This window comes from Roseovarius sp. CAU 1744 (assembly GCF_039839345.1).
Taxonomy (GTDB): Bacteria; Pseudomonadota; Alphaproteobacteria; order Rhodobacterales; family Rhodobacteraceae; genus Roseovarius.
This window is the reverse complement of the sequence record NZ_JBDOQV010000012.1, coordinates 101,311-119,816: the sequence shown is the minus strand read 5'-3', so window position 1 is coordinate 119,816 and position 18,506 is coordinate 101,311. Positions and strand designations below refer to the sequence as shown.

22 protein-coding genes are annotated in these 18,506 nt (G+C 59.8%); 11 read left to right on the top strand and 11 right to left on the bottom strand.

The window, feature by feature from the left end:
* Positions 1 to 8 precede the first annotated feature (8 nt).
* The 4 genes from AAFO92_RS21250 to AAFO92_RS21235 all read left to right on the top strand — a co-directional run bounded on the left by AAFO92_RS21250 (position 9) and on the right by AAFO92_RS21235 (position 3,353).
* Positions 9 to 926 (top strand): phosphotransferase, encoded by a 918-nt coding sequence (locus AAFO92_RS21250; protein WP_347538715.1) that lies wholly within the window; start codon positions 9 to 11, stop codon positions 924 to 926.
* A complete protein-coding gene (locus AAFO92_RS21245) occupies positions 923 to 1,867 on the top strand; it encodes a choline kinase family protein (RefSeq protein ID WP_347538713.1) in 945 nt (314 codons plus the stop codon). The genes AAFO92_RS21250 and AAFO92_RS21245 overlap by 4 nt, the downstream gene beginning before the upstream one ends.
* Positions 1,868 to 2,263: 396 nt before the next feature.
* On the top strand, positions 2,264 to 2,728 hold the full coding sequence (locus AAFO92_RS21240; protein ID WP_347538711.1) for an Lrp/AsnC family transcriptional regulator: 465 nt from the start codon (positions 2,264 to 2,266) through the stop codon (positions 2,726 to 2,728).
* Positions 2,718 to 3,353: a LysE family transporter gene (locus AAFO92_RS21235; RefSeq protein ID WP_347538708.1), complete on the top strand. Its 636-nt coding sequence runs from the start codon at positions 2,718 to 2,720 to the stop codon at positions 3,351 to 3,353. The genes AAFO92_RS21240 and AAFO92_RS21235 overlap by 11 nt, the downstream gene beginning before the upstream one ends.
* Positions 3,354 to 3,519: 166 nt before the next feature.
* On the opposite strand, the gene AAFO92_RS21230 is transcribed toward AAFO92_RS21235, so the two are convergent.
* The 4 genes from AAFO92_RS21230 to AAFO92_RS21215 all read right to left on the bottom strand — a co-directional run bounded on the left by AAFO92_RS21230 (position 3,520) and on the right by AAFO92_RS21215 (position 6,358).
* A complete protein-coding gene (locus AAFO92_RS21230; protein ID WP_347538706.1) occupies positions 3,520 to 4,008 on the bottom strand; it encodes a hypothetical protein in 489 nt (162 codons plus the stop codon).
* 27 nt (positions 4,009 to 4,035) lie between these two features.
* Positions 4,036 to 4,479 carry a DUF2214 domain-containing protein gene (locus tag AAFO92_RS21225; RefSeq protein ID WP_347538704.1) on the bottom strand — a complete coding sequence of 148 codons (444 nt, stop codon included), beginning with the start codon at positions 4,477 to 4,479 and terminating at the stop codon, positions 4,036 to 4,038.
* Positions 4,476 to 4,964 (bottom strand): hypothetical protein, encoded by a 489-nt coding sequence (locus tag AAFO92_RS21220; RefSeq protein WP_347538702.1) that lies wholly within the window; start codon positions 4,962 to 4,964, stop codon positions 4,476 to 4,478. The genes AAFO92_RS21225 and AAFO92_RS21220 overlap by 4 nt, the downstream gene beginning before the upstream one ends.
* A gap of 95 nt (positions 4,965 to 5,059) precedes the next feature.
* Positions 5,060 to 6,358, bottom strand: a complete 1,299-nt coding sequence (locus AAFO92_RS21215) for a hypothetical protein (RefSeq protein ID WP_347538700.1) — start codon at positions 6,356 to 6,358, stop codon at positions 5,060 to 5,062.
* A 131-nt stretch (positions 6,359 to 6,489) separates the two neighbouring features.
* Between AAFO92_RS21215 and AAFO92_RS21210 the strand changes: the two genes are divergently transcribed.
* Positions 6,490 to 7,416: a LysR family transcriptional regulator gene (locus AAFO92_RS21210; RefSeq protein ID WP_347538698.1), complete on the top strand. Its 927-nt coding sequence runs from the start codon at positions 6,490 to 6,492 to the stop codon at positions 7,414 to 7,416.
* Between the two features lie 334 nt (positions 7,417 to 7,750).
* On the opposite strand, the gene AAFO92_RS21205 is transcribed toward AAFO92_RS21210, so the two are convergent.
* Genes AAFO92_RS21205 through AAFO92_RS21190 form a run of 4 tightly spaced genes read right to left on the bottom strand, consistent with a single transcriptional unit; the run spans position 7,751 to position 10,960 of the window.
* The gene (locus tag AAFO92_RS21205) at positions 7,751 to 8,725 is read right to left on the bottom strand and encodes a TIM barrel protein (RefSeq protein WP_347538696.1); all 975 of its coding nucleotides are present in this window, start codon (positions 8,723 to 8,725) and stop codon (positions 7,751 to 7,753) included.
* Positions 8,726 to 8,737: 12 nt separating this feature from the next.
* Positions 8,738 to 9,409, bottom strand: a complete 672-nt coding sequence (locus tag AAFO92_RS21200) for an amino acid ABC transporter permease (RefSeq protein ID WP_347538694.1) — start codon at positions 9,407 to 9,409, stop codon at positions 8,738 to 8,740.
* Positions 9,410 to 9,419: 10 nt separating this feature from the next.
* Positions 9,420 to 10,115 carry an amino acid ABC transporter permease gene (locus AAFO92_RS21195; RefSeq protein ID WP_347538692.1) on the bottom strand — a complete coding sequence of 232 codons (696 nt, stop codon included), beginning with the start codon at positions 10,113 to 10,115 and terminating at the stop codon, positions 9,420 to 9,422.
* A 50-nt stretch (positions 10,116 to 10,165) separates the two neighbouring features.
* On the bottom strand, positions 10,166 to 10,960 hold the full coding sequence (locus AAFO92_RS21190) for an ABC transporter substrate-binding protein (protein WP_347538690.1): 795 nt from the start codon (positions 10,958 to 10,960) through the stop codon (positions 10,166 to 10,168).
* Positions 10,961 to 11,161: 201 nt separating this feature from the next.
* On the opposite strand from AAFO92_RS21190, the gene AAFO92_RS21185 reads away from it, so the two are divergent.
* The 5 genes from AAFO92_RS21185 to AAFO92_RS21165 all read left to right on the top strand — a co-directional run bounded on the left by AAFO92_RS21185 (position 11,162) and on the right by AAFO92_RS21165 (position 13,886).
* Entirely contained in the window at positions 11,162 to 11,947 is a 786-nt protein-coding gene (locus AAFO92_RS21185; protein WP_347538687.1) for a UTRA domain-containing protein, read from the top strand.
* The gene (locus tag AAFO92_RS21180; protein WP_347538685.1) at positions 11,925 to 12,722 is read left to right on the top strand and encodes an amino acid ABC transporter ATP-binding protein; all 798 of its coding nucleotides are present in this window, start codon (positions 11,925 to 11,927) and stop codon (positions 12,720 to 12,722) included. Before AAFO92_RS21185 ends, AAFO92_RS21180 begins: the two co-directional genes overlap by 23 nt.
* Before the next feature lie 106 nt (positions 12,723 to 12,828).
* Positions 12,829 to 13,170 (top strand): metalloregulator ArsR/SmtB family transcription factor, encoded by a 342-nt coding sequence (locus tag AAFO92_RS21175; protein WP_347538683.1) that lies wholly within the window; start codon positions 12,829 to 12,831, stop codon positions 13,168 to 13,170.
* Positions 13,167 to 13,640, top strand: a complete 474-nt coding sequence (locus tag AAFO92_RS21170) for an SRPBCC family protein (protein WP_347538681.1) — start codon at positions 13,167 to 13,169, stop codon at positions 13,638 to 13,640. Before AAFO92_RS21175 ends, AAFO92_RS21170 begins: the two co-directional genes overlap by 4 nt.
* 12 nt (positions 13,641 to 13,652) lie before the next feature.
* The gene (locus AAFO92_RS21165) at positions 13,653 to 13,886 is read left to right on the top strand and encodes a DUF4287 domain-containing protein (RefSeq protein WP_347538679.1); all 234 of its coding nucleotides are present in this window, start codon (positions 13,653 to 13,655) and stop codon (positions 13,884 to 13,886) included.
* Between the two features lie 100 nt (positions 13,887 to 13,986).
* Here AAFO92_RS21165 and AAFO92_RS21160 read toward each other — a convergent pair whose 3' ends face one another.
* Positions 13,987 to 15,159, bottom strand: coding sequence for a thiolase domain-containing protein (locus AAFO92_RS21160; RefSeq protein WP_347538677.1), 1,173 nt, complete (start codon positions 15,157 to 15,159; stop codon positions 13,987 to 13,989).
* Between the two features lie 109 nt (positions 15,160 to 15,268).
* Between AAFO92_RS21160 and AAFO92_RS21155 the strand changes: the two genes are divergently transcribed.
* Complete coding sequence (locus AAFO92_RS21155) at positions 15,269 to 15,838, top strand: PAS and helix-turn-helix domain-containing protein (RefSeq protein WP_347538675.1); 570 nt, start codon at positions 15,269 to 15,271, stop codon at positions 15,836 to 15,838.
* Positions 15,839 to 16,144: 306 nt separating this feature from the next.
* Here AAFO92_RS21155 and AAFO92_RS21150 read toward each other — a convergent pair whose 3' ends face one another.
* Positions 16,145 to 17,137, bottom strand: coding sequence for an MBL fold metallo-hydrolase (locus AAFO92_RS21150; protein ID WP_347538673.1), 993 nt, complete (start codon positions 17,135 to 17,137; stop codon positions 16,145 to 16,147).
* Positions 17,138 to 17,258: 121 nt separating this feature from the next.
* Positions 17,259 to 18,212, bottom strand: coding sequence for a LuxR C-terminal-related transcriptional regulator (locus tag AAFO92_RS21145; RefSeq protein WP_347538672.1), 954 nt, complete (start codon positions 18,210 to 18,212; stop codon positions 17,259 to 17,261).
* Positions 18,213 to 18,506: the final 294 nt, after the last annotated feature.

Genomic DNA, 18,506 nt, shown 5'->3' with positions numbered 1-18,506 from the left:
ACGGATTGGTGACAGATCAGATGCTGGCGGAAACTCTCGGAGCGGCCGGTCAGGCGATGGGCAAGACCCGGCCTGGGCCCGCGGCTTTGGCCTCGCCCAGCTATCAGGCACTGGAAAGCAGGTCGGCGATAGCCGAGGGGGGGTTCGTCAAGCGGATGCACCCCGAGATGTTGGACTATTTTGACGTGGTCACGGCGATTCAGGCCGCCCGGCAGGCCGGTGACGCAGGTGCAGGTCCGCGCGTTCTGTGGAGCGATGCCGAAACCGGCGCCCTCTTGATGGAGTATCTCGGAGACGGGTGGACCTGCGCCCGCCAGCACGACCTTCAGCATCCGGCGATCGTCACATGCGCGATGCAGGCGCTGAAACAGTTCCACGGAACCGCCGACCTTGCCGTGCGCTTTGATCCGTTTGCGGAAATCGACCGGCTGATTGAGGCGCATGAAGCCGAGGGTGTTGCGCTGCCTGACGATATCCTTTGGTTGCGCCGGGTGATCGGCTTGGCCGAATCCCTGATGGACAAGGCCGATCTTGCCCCATGCCGTAACGATGGGTCTTCCTCGAACCTGATGATCGGTCCGAAGGGCAAGGTGCTTCTGGTTGATTTCGACCGCGCCGGTATGAACGACCCGCTTTATGATGTGGGCTGTCTTCTTGCCGAAATCACGGACCATGAGGCCGACATGCGGGCAGGATATGAAGCGTATGCCGGCACGTTCGACCAGATCGGTTTTGTCCGCGCGCGCCTCTGGTCGCATGTCGATGACATGTTGCACGCGTTGTGGTCGCGGCTAAATGCCAAGCGGTCGGAACGCAAGTCCGTGGAATGGATCAAATACGGCGAATGGCGGCTCCTTCGGCTACGGCTGTCCCTGAGTCACCCGCTCTACGAAGAGAAAATTCGCATGACCAGAGAGGCGCAATGATCATGAAACCACTGGGCAGCGCAACACACCCGATGGAAGAAACGATCGAGGCCGCGATCCGGTCTGCGCCATTGTTCGATGGCGGTGACGGGTTGGAATACGGTCCCGTTACAGGAGGCATTTCGAACGAGAACTGGCGCGTCAGGGCCACCAATGGCCACGGAGATTGGTTCGTCAAGGTCCCGGGCGCGGGTACAGAGATGTTCATCGACCGTGTGGCAGCCCTTGAGGCATCCAAGAAGGCGGCGGCGGCCGGACTGGGGCCGAACGTCTACGACGATCTTGCCGACCAGGGGATTGAGATCAACGATTTCCTGTCGGATCGACGTCCGTCGAACAATGCGGATTTCGAAAATATCGAGATCTGCAAATCCGCAATTGCCGGTTATCGCACCTTGCACGCATTGCCCGCGATATCCCTGAGGAAAACCGTATTCGACATGATCGACGAGCATCTGGATCAAGTGCGCGATCTCGGGGCGCCGATGTACAACGACGCAGAATGGCTGATGTTGAACACGCAGCTGGCGAAACAGGCGATCGAGGCGTCTGGTTATGATCTGGTGACATCTTTCAACGATCCGATGCCGGGCAATTTCATGATCGGCGACGATGGCTCGATCATGTTGATCGACTATGAATACGCCTCGATGAACGATCGCTGTTATGATCTTGGCATCTGGTTTGGCGAAATGTTCTTTTCCCGGCAGCGGGAGCTTGAACTGATCGAGGAATATTTCGGCGAAATTCGACCGGACATCGTGTCCCGTGTCATGGTGTACAGGGCGCTGGCGGATGTGAAATGGTGCCTATGGTCGATGGTCCAGTTGAAGATGTCGCGCCTGGAATTCGATTTCCACAAATATGGAATGTGGAAGAAGATGCGGGCACGGTCGATCATGGAGCATCCGGACTGGGCGACCAATCTGGGAATGGTCTGAACGTCCGCACTTACCACGGTATCTTGGTCGGACGCGATGCGCCACGATTCCAAGGGCGATGCGTGCTTGTTGCAAACACGCCCATTTGAGCGGCCTCGCACTGCCGGTGGGTTAACAGCCGGTATATCCCCGGGTCGGCGCCCGTCACGCTGCGGGCGGTCATTGCCCAATTGACCGCGACTGGCGCGTGATGCCAATCCGCCTATGGCGCCGGTTGTTTTTCAGCGCGTGACCTCGTTCCTTGGCGGTTTTCCTTCCCCTGCGAGACAAAGAACAAAGCTGCACGCTGCAACACGGGCGAGCAGACAGGAAAGTCATATGTCGGGTCATACGGTATTGCCAAGTTAAATCGTACAGTGTACGAATATTCTGATAGTTTCCGGAGAATCGCCGATTATGGATGAGTTTGATCGAAAAATTTGCGAGATTGTACAGCGCGACGGGCGCGCATCAAGCGCAGCAATTGCCAAGGCTGTCGGAGTGCCGACATCCACGGCCAACGACAGGTTGCGCCGGCTGTCATCGACCGGAGCGATCCAGGGGTGGCACGCCAGGCTGGATGCGGAACGCGTGGGTGCAGGCCTTGCCTGCTTTGTCCTGATCGACATGGGCTACGAAGGCGAAGAAAGCGCGGTTACCACAATCTGCGCACGCCCCGAGGTGATGGAGGTACATCACATTTCGGGGGCACATTCGTACCTGGCCAAAATCCGGGTTCGCGACATGGCGGTCCTCGAGACCCTTCTGGCCGAGGTGATCAAGCCGCTCCCTGCGGTCCAGAGCACCGAGACGATCTTTGCGATCAGAACACTCAAGGAAACGGCGGAGGTCCCGGTGGCACCCGGTGCGGATGGAGGTTGAGATGATAGAGGTACTTCTAAAAGGGGTCGGTGTCGGAGTTGCCGTCGCCGCCCCGGTCGGGCCGATCGGCCTGTTGTGCATAAAGCGCACATTGGCAGATGGTCGCGCGACCGGCCTGGCGTCTGGCCTCGGGGCAGCAAGCGCCGATGCAGTCTATGGTTTCATGGTTGCCGCTGGCCTTGCGGCCACTGGTCTTCTGGTCAGTTATGCCGGACCGATGCAGATCTTTGGCGGAACCTTGATCGCCATTTTGGGCTTGATGTCCATCCGCGCGTTTCTGAAGAGCGGAGATGCAAGGGCAAAAGCCGCAGACGCAAAAGAGGTGCGTGGCATGATTTCGGCCTACGCGACAACCTTTGCGCTGACAATTTCCAACCCGATGACCATCCTTGCCTTTGTCGCTCTGGTCGCGGGACTTGGCGCCTCGGCCGCCTCGTCACCAAGCGCCCCGTTCATTCTTGTGGCGGGTGTCTTTTTCGGATCCGCACTTTGGTGGTTGTTCCTGGTGACGGCTGCGGCATCGGTACGATCACGCATCACGCCGCGTGCCACACGATGGTTGGACCTTGTATCCGGCATCGTGCTCTTGGTCTGGGGAGCTTGGATCACGTGGGCAGCGCTGTAATGCCGGGCTCTTACATGGCATGTCGCGAAGAAGAGAGCCTTGTGGCCGCCTTGCCCGCAACGCTTTGCCAACCGAAGCTCAAGGCAAAGCGCATTCATCTGCCATCAACTTTAGCCAGCCCGGCTAATGATTGGCGCTCTGCGGCTCGGTAAGCACGTCGACCCGTTTAGTCATAGACCTCCGGCCTGCAGGGCGCGCGCCCGCTGCGCGGACAGTGGACAAACTGGACGTCTGCGTCGGTCAGGTTTCGGCGCAGGAGCGGAAGGGTAAAAACAGGACTGCCGGAGGTCGAAAGCCGGTGGCAGGCGGAACAGCTATGCGCTGGGCGCGCATCGTCCAGCGTTCCTCCTGCTGGCAGTGACGCGTAACGCCACCCCTCCACCTTCTTTTCGGCCAGAAAGACGGCTCCAAGAGCGCCGGAACTTCGGAAGCTCTCCATCATCAGGATCGTGCCCGTGGCGAATGTTCCGCTGGACGCAAAGCGCCGGCGATCTTCGGGGCGGATGAGGATATCCCGCCATGTACCATCGCTGCGCGTCACACGGGCATAGGTATCGAAACCGGCGCGATGCAGGGGCACCGGCGCGTCCTGTGCCATCACGAAGAGAGGAACGAGTAAGACAAGCAGGCCAGCTGTTGCGTAGAGACGCCACATGTTACCTCCGATCAGTCCGGGGAAAGATCATGAAAAGCCGATCCAACGGCCGGCTAGGAGCACCGAGAGCCAGAGGCCCACCGACATGCCCGCCAATGCAGAACGCAACCGCCACCTGGCCAGAAGCACGTAGGTCACCGCGTTGATACCCGCTGCCGCAAGCAGTGCCACCTTCCAGGTAAATGCCCGGTTGTCCAGGTAATCCTCAGGCCGAACCGCAAAGAGCAACAGCCCGGATACAGCAGCCAGCGCAAAGCCGGCAAGAGCAAGCCGTCGCAGCGGGTCTGAAACATCGCGCGCCCAGCCGAAGCCGGGCACGCGCAGAATCCCGAGATCGAGCGGCAGGACAGACCCCAACAGCATGCCAAGCCCCAGCACGTGGCTGGCATTGACGAACGCATAGAGCGGCAGGCTCCGGCGCAGGGATCCGGCCAGAGGCAGTTGCCCCGCGATCTCGGCCAGCAGGTTCATTCCCCTTCGCAGCCCTGAACTTCGGCCTGGGTCGGACCGGAATTGCTGACGACATCACCGGACGCCAGACGAATCCAGCGGCTGCGGTATTCATGCGGCGGCAGACAGTTGCGCAGGGCGACCAGGGCGATGCGATCGCCCTGGGCGATCCGGCCATCCAGCAGCGATACGAATTCCGTCCCCGCGATCTGCAGTTCGTATGATCCTGGCTCGACCACGGTGATGATACCGGGTACGTCGTCGATCCCCAGATTTTCGATATCTGGAAGATCGGCCGGTATCTCTGCCGTCTCGGCGACCTCGACTGTCATTTCCACGTGCGGATAGGACAGGATTACGTTCTGCACCCTACCTTCGATATAAAGTGGGGCCGTTGCATCATAGGCGCCGGAAAACCCGTGATGGGCATTGGCCTGCACCAACGGAAGGCCCAAGGCCAGAAGCGCGGCACTCAGGAATGTGGCACCAATGCGAAGACGAGTCATGCTGAATTTCCTTTCTTGGATCAGGAGAGTACGGTCCCACTTCGCAGGACCAGAAGAACGGCAGGGCAGACCAAGCCCGACCGGGATACGGTTGTTCAGGGATGGATGACCACGTGATGCACACCGTGCGGCATCGGAATGCGCCCCAGCGGTTTCAGTGCAGAACCGTGGCCGGATTCGGGGGTCACGGCAAATACCTCAAGGCCCGCGCCCTTTCCGGGTTCCGCTCCGTCATGGCCCTCAAACACCGTGGCCAGGAAATGCCGGCCCGACGCGTCGAAGCTGCCGCCTTCGGGCAGGACACCTTCAAGCGGGTAGAGGCCCAGCCTGTTCAGCCCGCCGGTATCATCCAGTTGAAAAAGCGCTACTGTTGCGTGCCGGCTGAACCTGTCGCCGGCAAGAACCGTGCCATCCATGTTGACCGTCGCGACAAGGCCACCTGCGGGACTTACGGCCAACCCTTCCGCGGATTCACCACTGTCAACGCTGCCGAGATTGCTGAGCCCATCTTGTCCGACACTCAGGACAGAAAGCGTCGAGGGCCGGTCAGGCAACCGGGCCTCAAGGCTGGTGGCCTCGAAATTCCGCCCCCAGTCTGAGGTGAAGTAATATCGCCCGTCCGCGCTGAACCGGCCGACGAACGGGTCGGTTCCGACCATTTCCGGTGTGCCGACCAGGCGCAATCCTTCGACCTCCGAAAAGGACAGCAAAGCCACGCGGTTCTGCCGGTTGAGGTTGACCGCCAGACGGTCACCGCGCGGATGCCAATGAACATTGGTGGCCGAAAGGGGGCCCGCTACGTCATCAAGTCCAAGCCCGCCGAGCGGAAACTGCTGTGGCGTGCCAAACCCCGCCGCGCCGAAGGGAAGGATGTCGATCCGCGCATTGGCCCCGGTTCCTCCGACAACCGCCAGGAAACGACCATCCGGGCTTAGCGCCAGCGCGTCCGGCAGATCCATCACCCGGGTCTCGAAGGCCAGGCGCGGCGTAAACGGATCCGACAGGTCGATGGCAAGGACCCGGCTACCCGGTGCCAGATCCGCCGCGACGCTGGCATTCGCAGTCCTGCCCTCAAGACGTTCGGCGACAAAAGCCCATCGGCCCGACGGGTCAAGCACCAGGATTTCCGGTGCCGCCGTGACCGAGTTCGATATCTCGACCTCGGCCCGCGTCCAACCTTCGGACCCGCGTGTCAGCACTGTTAACAGATCACGGTATCCTGCCCCCTCGGGTGCGAGGGCGCCATCCGAATAGGTGCTGCTGACGAAATCACCATCCGAGATTGCAACGATCCTGCTGGCGTCCAGCGCGTCGAGCAGCGCCGTCTCTGCAGCAAGCGCCGGAAGCGAAAATAGTGCAATCGACAGAACGGGTAAGATGGTTCTTTGCATCATGGGATCCTCTAGCTACGATACGGGGTTATCCGCGCCTCGCAGATATGCGGGTCCAGGCCGAAACCTTCCAATTTCAACTACCTTGTCTCGTATTGGAAAAACCAATAGCCATCCGCTGGAAAGGGCGACAGATGCAATTCGACCTGCGTAGCCTGCAATGCTTCATCGCGCTGGCAGAAATCCGCAGCTTCAGCCGTGCCGCAGAGGTGGTGCATCTTGCCCAGCCCACCTTCAGCCAGCGCATCGCCCGGCTGGAGGATCTGCTGGGCTTTGCGCTGTTCGAAAGACATTCAAGTGAAACAAGCCTGACCCGCGCCGGCGCGCAGTTCCTGCCCCATGCCCAGGCGCTGCTACGCCAATGCGACGACCTTGCCGTCATGGCGGCGCGCATCCGTGAGGGCGGCGAAGGCCTACTGCGTATCGGCTATACCTCGGTGTCGTTTTTTTCTTTCGTGCCGTTGCTGATCCAGGCCTTCGAAACCCGACATCCCGGCGTGCGGCTGGAACTGACGGAATACCTGTCCGATGGGATTGAAGTTGAACTGGAGGCCGGGCGGCTTGACCTGGGCTTCCTGCATCCGCCGCTGCGCCGGGCCGCCAAACCCCACGTCGATTTGCCGGGCGAGCGATACTTCGCCGCCTTGCCGAAGGATCATCCGCTTATTGCGCAGGAATCGATCGACCCATCGACCTTGGCTGGCGAAAGCCTGATCGTCACCAAGCGCAGCACCGGCCCGGCGATTTTCGATCGGCTGGTCCACATGGTCCGTCAGACGGGGGTTGAACCGCAGATCGCGCATGAGGTGTCGAACTCGGCCGCGGTGATCGGGTTGGTGGCCGCTGGGCGCGGCGTTGGTTTCGTGATCGAGCCCATGGCCGACCTTTCGCGCCCCGGCGTGTGTTTCCGCCCGCTTGAGGGGCAAGACGTCCCGGTATTGCCCTTCGCTCTTTGCTGGAAGGCCAGGGAGCCACACCCTGCCCGCGACGTCTTTATCGACTTCGCAAAGACCTATTGCCAAGGAATCTCTGCGGACGATTTCGGCGACCCCGAGCGATGACGAGATTGATGCGGCAATGACCAACATCTGCTGGTGCGGCACATATCCACGCGTACGCGAGGCGTCCGCTTGCTGGCCGCCGAAGAGCTTGACGCCGACTGGACGACGATCCGCGCCGGGCGGGCACCCGGTGAAAAGCCCTTTGCCAACAACTTTCTCGCACGGGTCTGGATGACGCGGGGCATCGACGTCCCCGAATTTGCCGACGGCGTGACCGATCTGGTTTTTCAGAGGTGGCGCGGTTTATCGGATTACAGATCACGGGCGGCTCGACGACCGTGCGTTTGTCAAGTGACCTGCGAAGCCGCCGGGGTGTCTGCGGCTTCGCGGCTGGTTATTCCGATGCGATTGCGAAACCCAGTTGGCCCAGGATCGTGCGCAGCCGCCCCACACCATACGCTACGGCTGACAGTTCGAAATTCAGCAATCGGGCAAGGTCGGTTTGCGATTCCCGGCGGTGATCCAGTGCAAAAAGGCTTTCATCGGTGCGTTGCTCCGTGACCCGGAACGTCGGCGATGCGGCACTGGTTTCGCGAAACCGGTCAAGATTGCGCACGATGGGCGCCGCATAGGCATAGACGCTCTGGATACATATCCGCTCAAGACCGCTGGCACGGGTGACGTAATCCAGAATACCGGCGACATCGATATTGCCCCGCCCGATGGGTGCGCCGCACACGATGGGGCGCGGCGCGGCATCAGGCTGCACCACGATCTGATCCTTGACATGAACCGTGCGCACATGGGGCGCCATGGCCTGCGCGGCGGCCATTGGTTCTTCGAGCACCATCATCGAATTTCCGAAGTCGAAGAGCGCGCCAATATTGGGATGGTCGACGGCGTCGATGATGCGGGCGACCTCGGCGCCGGTGAAATCCTCGTGATTTTCCAGCAACACGGCGATGCCGTGGTCGGCTGCGATCGGGGCGGCGACCTTCAGATCCCGCGTGGTCTTCGCCAGCTGCTCTTCGGGCGTGCCGGTGTGGGCGGTGTAGGTCCGCAGACGGTCGGCCCCCATCTCCCGGCTCGCCTTTAGTACACGGGCAAGATGCGCGGGGTCGGTGCCCGAGGTATCGACCTCAAGAAACAGCCCGGCGTCGCGCACGGCCTTGCCGACACGGTGCAGCTGTTCGACGGAAGTGCCGCCGACCCATCGGTAATGCTCGTCATTCATGCTGATATGCACGCCAGATAGCTTCAGGAAGCGGGCCAGCCTTATGAAGTCGAAGACATCGAAACCGGGCGCATACCGAAAGTGGTTTTCGAAACTGTAAGTGTGCAGCCCAAGCTGCAATGGGACAGCGGTCATTTTTCCCAAATCCTAGATATTGATGGTGACACCGGCGCCAAAGCGCGTTTCCAGCCAGCGCACGATCCGCAGGACCGGGTAGCAATAGGCCAGGTACATGAGCGCCACGAGCCCGTAGATCACAAGCATGTGGCTTGGGTCGCGCTGGGCGGCCTGCTCGCCTGCGCGCACTAGTTCCGAAACGCCCACGACGGACACGATGGACGTACCCTTGATGATGATGACATAGACGCCGCCCATCGGCGGTATCATCAGCTTCAGGGCCTGTGGCACCACGACATGACGCAATGTCTGCAGCGTGCTCATGCCGACCGAGCGTGCGGCCTCGACCTGACCACGTGGCACGGCTTCGAGCGCTGCGCGCACGACTTCGGCGACATAGGTCGAGGTATAGAGGCTGAGCGCGATGATGGAGGCGGTGATCGCGTCGAACTGCAGCCACGCCACACCGGTCGCGGGCAGCATGAAATAGACCGCGTAGAGATGGATCAGGAACGGCGTTCCGCGCAATGCGTGGATATAAAGCCCCAAGACGAACGACAGGGACCTGAGCGGCGAGGCACGGACCGTACCGACCATCGCGCCCAGCAGGCTGCCGAAAAAAATCGTCGCCAGCGAGATCTTGAACGTCATCCAGAGCCCGTCGAGAAGAAAGGGCAGCGCAGAGGAGATGGCAGAGATCATCGGGCGGTCCTCACTGTGCGCCGCCAAGCCTGCGCTGTGCCTGGGTCGCGAGAAAGAGCAGGATGGCGTAGATGAACAGGTAACAGGCCGCGAGCGTCATGAAGGCCTCGTTGGGCATCAAGCGTTCGCTGAGAATGGCCAGCCCTGCGCTGAACAGTTCGAACACACCGATGAAGCTGACCAGAGAGCTGTCTTTCACCAGAATGGCCGTCTGGCCGAGAAGCGGCGGCACGACCTTGGAAATGGCCTGCGGCAACACGACGTAACGCATCCGCTGGACATAGGACATGCCCACGGACTTGGCGCCTTCAACCTGTCCGCGTGGCACGGCCTCGATGCCGCTGCGAATGATCTCGCTCATGTAGGCGCCCGCGTTCAGGCCCAGCGCCAGCATACCGCATTCGAACTCATCCAGCCTTCGGCCCAGAAGCGGCAGTTCCGGCAGCGCGAAATAGATCAGGTAGATCTGGACCAGCAGCGGGGTCGAGCGGATGACCTGCACATAGGTTGCGCCGATCCGGTCACCGGCCCGCGTTTCTAGCCGGGCGAAGGCCGTCAGCGTTCCGACGACCAACGCAATGGACAGGGCCAGCGCCGAAATCCAGATTGTCGCGACAAGGCCCCTGACCAGGTCAGGTGCAAATTGCGCGACCACGCGAAAATTGTAGATATCGACGAGCCAGTCCATGTTGGCGGGTACCTTCATGATGACGCCCGGCGCGGCGATCCGCGCCGGGCACATGCAACAGCCGGGTGCTAGTGGTCGGCTTTCCAGGCCGGACCGCGCATCCAGTAATCGGCCAGCTCGTCCAGCCGCCCATCATTGCGGATGAGCATGAAGTAATTGTCCAGCCAGCGCAGCAGGTGGGTTTCATCTGGCCGCGTGCCAAAGCTTAGTGGCCAGCGCTTGGGCGCGCCTTCCAGGATGTGAAAATCCGGGTACTCGATCATGTAGCCGGCAGCCGCCGCCTGATCGTTGATTCCGGCGTCAACACGGTCAGCCGCAACCGCCTGGGCAACCGCCGCCCCGCCGCCGGCGAATTCCTTGATCTCGGCTTCCGGGCATTTGTCCTTCAGCAGACCCACGTTCGAGCTGCCCTGGACCACGCCGATGCTGAAACCCGCTGCACAGGCGTCCTGCCAGGCGTCGAAGGGTTTGTCTTTCTTGGCATAAAGCACGACATCGCTGTAGAGGTACGGCTCGGTAAAGCTCAGCACCAAAGTGCGTTTGGCATTGGGCGTCATGTCAGCCGCAAGAAAATCTGCCTTGCCCCCCTGAACCGCGGGGATAAGGCCCTTCCAGTCATAATCTAGAAAGACCGGCTCGACGCCGATATCCGCCGCCATCAGCTTCACGACTTCGATGGCAAAACCGGTGCGCTCGCCATTCTTGTCGATGAAGCTGACGGGCGGTCCCTGGGTCTGCACTGCGACGCGCAGCTCGCCGCTCTTGACGATATCCTCAAGGGCCCCCGCCTTGACAGTACCTGCAGAAAGAAACCCCGTGCAAAGGCTTCCTGCGAGGATCATGATCAACTTGTTCCAGTTCATTACGCCTGTCTCCGTTTCAGTGTTCCGTCCGAGTTGAAATACCCGCGGGAAAAATCCTGCTGGTATATACCAGATGGGATGATGGTGTTCATTCATGACAGAGAGATCACAAAATGCAAGAATTTTTTCCTTTATAATATGATTGACATATCAGTCAGCCAAAGGTTTATCATTGTAAAAGTTTTGGACTAGGCCAGAAACATGAGTATTTCGATCTCTGAAAATGAACGTCGCGCCTGGGACCGCCGGACGCCCTATTACCTGCGGGTTCGCGACCATCTGGCAGGGCTGATCGAAGCGGGCACCTTGGCGGTAGACAGCCGTTTGCCCGCCGAACGGGATCTTAGCGAGGCGTTCCAGATCACGCGCGTCACTGCGCATCAGGCGCTTATCCAGCTTGAAATGGAGGGATTGATCTATCGCCTCAACCGGCGTGGCTGGTTCGTTTCGCCGCCGCGGCTTCGTTATAATCCGTCCGTCAACGTGAGCTTTACGCGCAATGTCACCGCCAGCGGTCGCATGCCCGGCACCGCGGTTCTTGGCCGCCGCGAAGTCGCGTCAACACCCTGGCTACGCGAAAAGCTGGGTGCCGGTCACGACGATACGATCTATCTTGTCGAGCGGGTACGGCTGATCGACGACCGTCCCGTCCTGGTGGAACATATTCACCTCAACGCAAAATATTGCCCCGGTCTGCTGACCTTGCCGCTCGAGGTTTCCCTTACCGATATTCTTGAGCAGCATTTTGGCATCCAGCTCAGGCGCGCCTCGGTGCAGCTTCACCCGACGGCGCTGACAGCGGCGCAAGCCGAGGCGTTGGGTGTTTCCGCCGGGCTGCCGGGTCTCAAGATTTCGCGGGCGGCAAGCGATCAAAACGGTAACATCATCGAGTTTGATCAGGAATATTGGCGCCACGATGCGCTCGAAGTCCATGTCGACGTCGCCGTGGACGCCCTCCCCCGTCATGTCGGATCAGGCGATGATTGAAACGTTGGAAAGCAATCGAATGAGCCAGAGTGATACAATTCTCCAGATCGAAGACGTCTCCCGTACCTTTAACGTTCCGGGACGCGAGCCGGTGCGGGCGCTCGTGAATGTCAGCGCAACCTTTCGGATCGGAGAGGTTGTTGCGATCGTTGGCCCCAGCGGCTTCGGCAAGTCAACGCTCTTGCGAACGCTCAACGGCCTTGAACTGGTCGATCAAGGTGAAATCCGGTTTGGCGACACCACCCTGAATGGCCGGCATACGGATATGAACAAACTGCGCCAGGAAATTGGCATGGTGTTTCAGCACTTCAACCTGTTTCAGCACAAGACCGCGCTGGAAAACATCGTGATGCCACAAACCGTGGTGCTGAAGCGATCAAAGAGCGATGCGGAAGCACGCGCGCGCCGGCTTCTTAAGCGGGTCGGGCTGGCCGGCATGGCAAATTCCTACCCAAGCCAGCTTTCCGGCGGGCAACAGCAGCGCGTGGCCATTGCCCGTTCACTGGCCATGGAACCCAAGGTGATGCTCTTCGACGAGGCAACCTCTGCGCTTGACCCCGAAACCGTGCGCGGTGTGCTGGAATTGATGGCCGATCTTGCGGCCGATGGCATGACGATGGTGGTGGTAACGCACGAAATGGGTTTCGCCCGCCGGGTCGCCGACCGGGTTATTTTCATGTGCGATGGTGAAATTGTCGAAGAATCTGCGCCCGACACCTTTTTTGACGCACCGGAAGATGCGCGCCTGAAGACGTTTTTGAACCAGATACTATAGCCGGCGCTGCAAAATGGTCTGACGCTGCGGTTTCGCACCCCGCAAATAATAAGGTATTTTCCTAAGTGTTATTGACAGCGGCTGCCGCCGAGCGTTACTTAGCTATATGGCTAAGTTTGATTCGACCCTCGATCGATGTTTCTCTGCGCTCGGCGACCCGACGCGCCGGATGATCCTGCAACGTCTGACCCGTGGCGAGGCGAGCGTCAGCGAATTGGCAGAACCGCATGACATGGCGCTTCCCTCCTTCATGGGGCACCTCCGGAAACTGGAAGACGCCGGGCTGGTGACGTCGGCCAAGCAGGGCAGGACACGGATCTGCGCGCTGACGCCGGATGCGTTCACACCCGCCAGGGATTGGCTGCGCGAGCAAAGCGACATCTGGGAGGGACGCCTTGATCGTCTTGATGATTACGTCACAACCCTCATGAAGGAGCGCAGGGAATGAACCTCAACCCGGCAACCGATCTCAGCTTCACCCGCACTCTCGATGCGCCCCGCTCGGTGCTTTGGGAATGCTGGACAACGCCGAAGCACATCATGAATTTCTTCATGCCCAAGCCCCACAGCCTCGACGCGTGCGAGATCGATCTGCGGGTCGGCGGCAAGTTCAACACGGTGATGAATGTCGACGGCAAACAGATCGAAAACAAGGGGGTTTACCTTGAGATCGTGGATGGCGAACGGCTTGTCTTCACTGACGGTTACAGCGAAGGCTGGGCCCCGGCACCCGACCCGTTCATGACCGCCATCGTCGTGTTCAAGGACGACGGCAACGGCGGCACGATCTACACGGCAATCGCGCGGCATCGCTCACCGGAGGCGCGCCAGACGCACGAGGACATGGGCTTCTTCGGCGGGTGGGGCACGGTTGCCACGCAGCTTGAAGAATATGCGCAATCGCTTGCGAAACAGTGAAAGGATCGCCTGATGACACCATCTGACCCCCGACAGCCGGTCAAAGGCCCGGCGTCCTATTTCCCCTCGATCGAGAAGAAATACGGCCGGCCGATCGCCGAATGGACCTCTCTCATCCGGGAAAACACCGGCAAGAAACACATGGAGCTCGTGGCCTGGCTCAAGGCGGAACACGGCCTGGGTCATGGCCACGCCAATGCCCTGGTCGCCTATACGCTTGCCGAAGACAAGAAGCGCGCAGAATGAAACCTGCGGGCATGATCTGGACCGGCCCCTTTGCCATCTTCATGCTTGTCGCGTCGGTCATGCCCGAACGGAGTATAGCCAGTTGGCAAGCTTCGCGGTGTCAGGCCTTCTGAGTTTGAAGAACCGAGACATAGTTGGCCACGGCCGAACCGCCCATGTTGAAGATCAGCCCGCACCGTGCACCCGGCAATTGCAGGCTGCCGGCACCGCCCGTCAGCTGCCGAAACGCCAGCGCGTGCATCGAGACACCGGTTGCGCCCACTGGGTGCCCCTTGGCCTTGAGCCCGCCCGACAGGTTCACCGGCAACGCCCCGCCGCGGTAGACAGCGCCTGATTCAAGCGCCTCTGCGCCCTTGCCCTTGGCGGTCAGGCCCATCGCCTCATATGTCAGCAATTCGGCAATGGTGAAGCAATCGTGAACCTCGGCAAAGTCGATATTGGAGAGTTGAACGCCTGCTGCGTCAAACGCCCGTTGAAAGGCCAGCGCCGGACCTTCGAACGCCAAGAAATCGCGCTGTGACATGGGCAGGAAATCACTGACATGCTCCGCCGCGCGAAACTCGACCGCGCGGTCGAAACCAGCGGCACTTTCGGCCGAGGTCAACACGATGGCCGCGGCGCCATCCGTCACCAGTGAGCAATCCGTCAGCCGCAGCGGCGGCGCGATTTCGGGATTCCTGTCGGATACCTCGCTGGCCTCGGCGAAGGTGAATTCGCGTTGCATCTGCGCCAGCGGATTCTGCATCGCATTGGCGTGGTTCTTGACCGAAATATGCGCCATTGCGTCCAGCGGGCTGCCATACCGGCTGGCGTATTCCCGTGCGGCAATGGCAAAGACCTGCGGAAAGCTCAGGCCGCTTTCGACGGGGTCGTTCTGATACCCCGCACCGGCCAGTGATCTGGTGACATCTTCGGTTGATCGGTGGGTCATCTTTTCGGCGCCGACCACCAGCACGGTCTTTGCCTGACCGGACCGGATCGCATTGATACCGGCGTGTATCGCCGCAGAACCCGACGCACAGGCGTTTTCCGCGCGCATCGCGGGGGTAAACCGCAGTTCAGGATAGGCTTGATGCACAAGCGACGATGCAAAACCGTCCGGCACCATGCCTGAATTGAAATGCCCCAGGAACACGGCATCGATCGCGGCGGGATCAAGATTCGCATCGCTGACCGCCTCGCGGGTGGCATCGATGATCAGTTGCTCGAAACTGCAGTCCAGCCGGCCAAACTTGGTGTGGCCCGCGCCGACGATAGAGATAGTGGTTGTCATGTCATCGTCCTCCGATAGGGAAAAATGGCCTGTTCCGAGCGCTTGCGAAATTGGTAGAATTACGTAATTTCCTACGTAGAGCTACGTAGGTAAGCCAACAGAGCCCGCGATGAGCAACGAACTGACCCCAGAGAATATTCCAATGCTGGCCTTCGCGGAGTCGCCCGTCGCGCATCTTGTGTCCCGCTATCGCCGCGCCGTCGAAGTGAACAGGGCGCTGGAACGATTGTTCGGTGTTCAACGCGATCAGCTGATCGGGCGGTCGGTTCAGCGGCTCTATCCGTCAACCGCGGATTTCATTCGCATCGGCGAAAAATGCGAAAGTCTGATGAAAGAAAGCGGTGAGCTGGTCTATGAGGACGAGCGGTTCATGCAAAGCCACGATCAACAGGTGTTCTGGGCCCGCGCCAAGGGGGTCACGTTATCCCCCGAGGATCCGTTTGCGTTGATGATCTGGACCTTCGAGCGTGTCGGCGAACGCAAGGTCAAATCGGTCAATCTGACACCCCGTGAACGGCAGATCGCGCCACTGATCGGCAATGGTATGACCTCCAAGCAGATCGGCGCGAAGCTCGGGATATCCCATCGCACGGTGGATGTTCACCGTGCGCGTTTGATGAAAAAGTTCAACGTGAACAATGCCGCCGAACTGGTTTCGCAGATCGTGACTGCGCAGTAAGGTTCGCGCCGCCAACCGGTTCTGTCGCAAGCTTCTGACATGCGATTGTTGCGAATTGCCCGCGATTCAGGTCGCAAACCGGGCACATGGCATTGTCCGACCTGACACCCCAAGACCCCTGTTTGGACACCACCGCGAAGTGTCCTGCCTTCATCCTCTGCCGCGTCCATCGGGGAACGGATAGCTACCAGTGCATCCATTGGTAGCGCGGGCCGGGACAAAGACACCTTGAGAAACGGCAAGCGCGCCGATCACCCGCAGGCCCAAGCCGCAAGTGGGGCGACTTTCGCCCCACCGCAAGTGCGATCAACTTGTCTGTGCGTTATGCCCGAAATACAGGAACTCGCGGTCCATGCCCCGGACATCACCGGCCTCCAGTGACAGGCTTGGACTGTCGAGCATCTTGTAACTTTGCTGAGATTTGACCCATTCATCCGCATTCTGAAGGGTTGTCAGCGTATAACTGGTGGTTTCGTTCAAGTAGTGAGTGGGAATGATAATCTTGGGCTTTAGCCTGGCTACGATGTCATTGCCCTGTTTGTAGTCCAGGATATGCTGCGATCCGTCCACCGGAAGGGTCAAGACATCTACCTGGCCGATGGCGTCCCAGAATTCTTGCGGCGGGTTGTGGCGGTTGTCGCCCCAGATCAACGTCCTGATGCCGCCGGTCTCGATCAGATAGACGACCATGTCCATGTGGCTGACATTGTCAGGCGGGCAGGCCTGCACGCCGAATTCGCCAAGAGCATTGGTCCAATCGTACCAGCCCGGCGCACGGCATACATGTTTGTCCGCGAAGCCCGTGATCTTTACATCGGCAAACTCGAAATTTCCGACCATCCGGTCCAGAACCATGGTCGAGACTGGCCGGTGAATCGCGTCATGGTCAAAATGGGTATGCGTCGACATGCAAATATCGACAGGAGTTTCGGGAAATTCGTTCTTGAACCAGAGCCCCCAGGCGCCAGATGGATCATCCCGCCAGGGATCGAACAGAACCGTGGCCCCTCCGGGCGAGGTGATCTTGATTGCGCAATGGCCGAAATAGTCGACACCAACCGCGCCTTCGACCGTGGTGCCGGTCGTCTTCTGCAATTCGATCACGCCATTGTTGTTGCCCGGCTGCGTCCAGTCCGTGGACTGCGCCCTTACGGATGTGCCGCCTAAAAGGGTTGCGGCACTACCCAACCCGGCGGCGCCGGCAGCCATAAAGAACGAGCGGCGCGACAGAGCGGGTGCGATATCATCTTTGTCACCGCGCACAAATGCCGGTTTGAGATGCAGATCTTCTTTTTCCATTGTTTGGTTTCCCTGTTGTCTCGTGATCCGAGATCACCTCGGATGAAGCAAGCGTAGCAATCGCGCCTGCAAACCGGGGCATGGGAAAACCAAGGGGGAAACAAGGGGCATAACCCCATGTTTACTGATAGGACAACAACAGGCTTCGCAGGTTCCGGCCGCTTCGCCTAAGCCCCAGTTTCGCGCGGATGTTGTTGCGATGAAATTCGATCGTGCTTGGTTCGCGCGACAACGTACGCGCAATATCCTTGGTGGTCTGGCCGCGCATGATCAACTGCGCCACTTCCTGTTCTGACGGCGTAAGCGTTTCGAAAACCGTGGTGAGCTGGCCGCTCATTTCCGACGTGATGGATTTCAGGTTTTCTTCGGCCAGTTCCAGATAGGCGCGCCCGGCCGGGTCACCGTCGAGTCTGCCGCGAAGTTTCGCAAGGTGGGGCACAACGAGCCCCTTGATCTGGCGCAATATCTTTTCGTCATATTCCTCGCGCGATGTTTCCACGCTGTTGAGCAGGACGCGAAGCGCTGTATTTGCCTCTTCAAGATCCGCTGTGCGCGTGGCAACGCGTTGTTCCAACTGATCCAGCGTGGCCTGCAGCTCTGCTTCCAGCGCGATCCGGCGTTCGATCTCAACCAGCAATTCCAGGTCGGCCTCGATGACCCTCGCGAATTCCTGCAACCCTTCGCGAAACAGAAGAGCGCGCCGGTTGCGCCGCGTGTCGAGAACGCAAATCGTTCCAAACACTGATCCATCCGGCCATTTCAAAGGATAGCCGATATAAAAACGCATTCCGTGTTCCATATCGTCATTGTCCGACCATACCGGATCACAGGTTGCGTCTTCGACCGTCAGTTCACCGTCGCGCTGCAAGACACCATAGCAATAGAGCTTCTCGTTCAACCTGAACCGGCGGCCCGTCGCATAGGGGTTCCCCTCGGTCTCACTGGTGACAAAAACCGAATGATGTGGGGCGTGCGTGCGCATCACCAGACTGGCCGGCACGTCTGCAACGCGTGCGATCAGATCAACAATCCGTTGCCATTTCCCGATGGTTTCTTGCGATATGGCAGGTTTCAATCAAAGCACCCGGATGTTCGTGGTCTGCAAGTCAGCTCAGTGTAGTGTCGGGAATCTGCATTCTACAAGTGTTCGGCCACAGGGTGCGTCATTGTCTGGGTATCTTGGGCGTCTCGGATGCGGCCTGCGCTGCCGTCGTGTTCCGCTTCCCGGATCGCATCCTGATCGCCACTGCCGCGGTCTACGACAAGCCTGCATGCCCCCTTGTCCACAATCAACCAACTCCGGTCCTTCGGTTCTGACCGGACAAGATCCTTGTCCCCGGGATCCGTCGCTTGAGCAGAGGCAAGTACG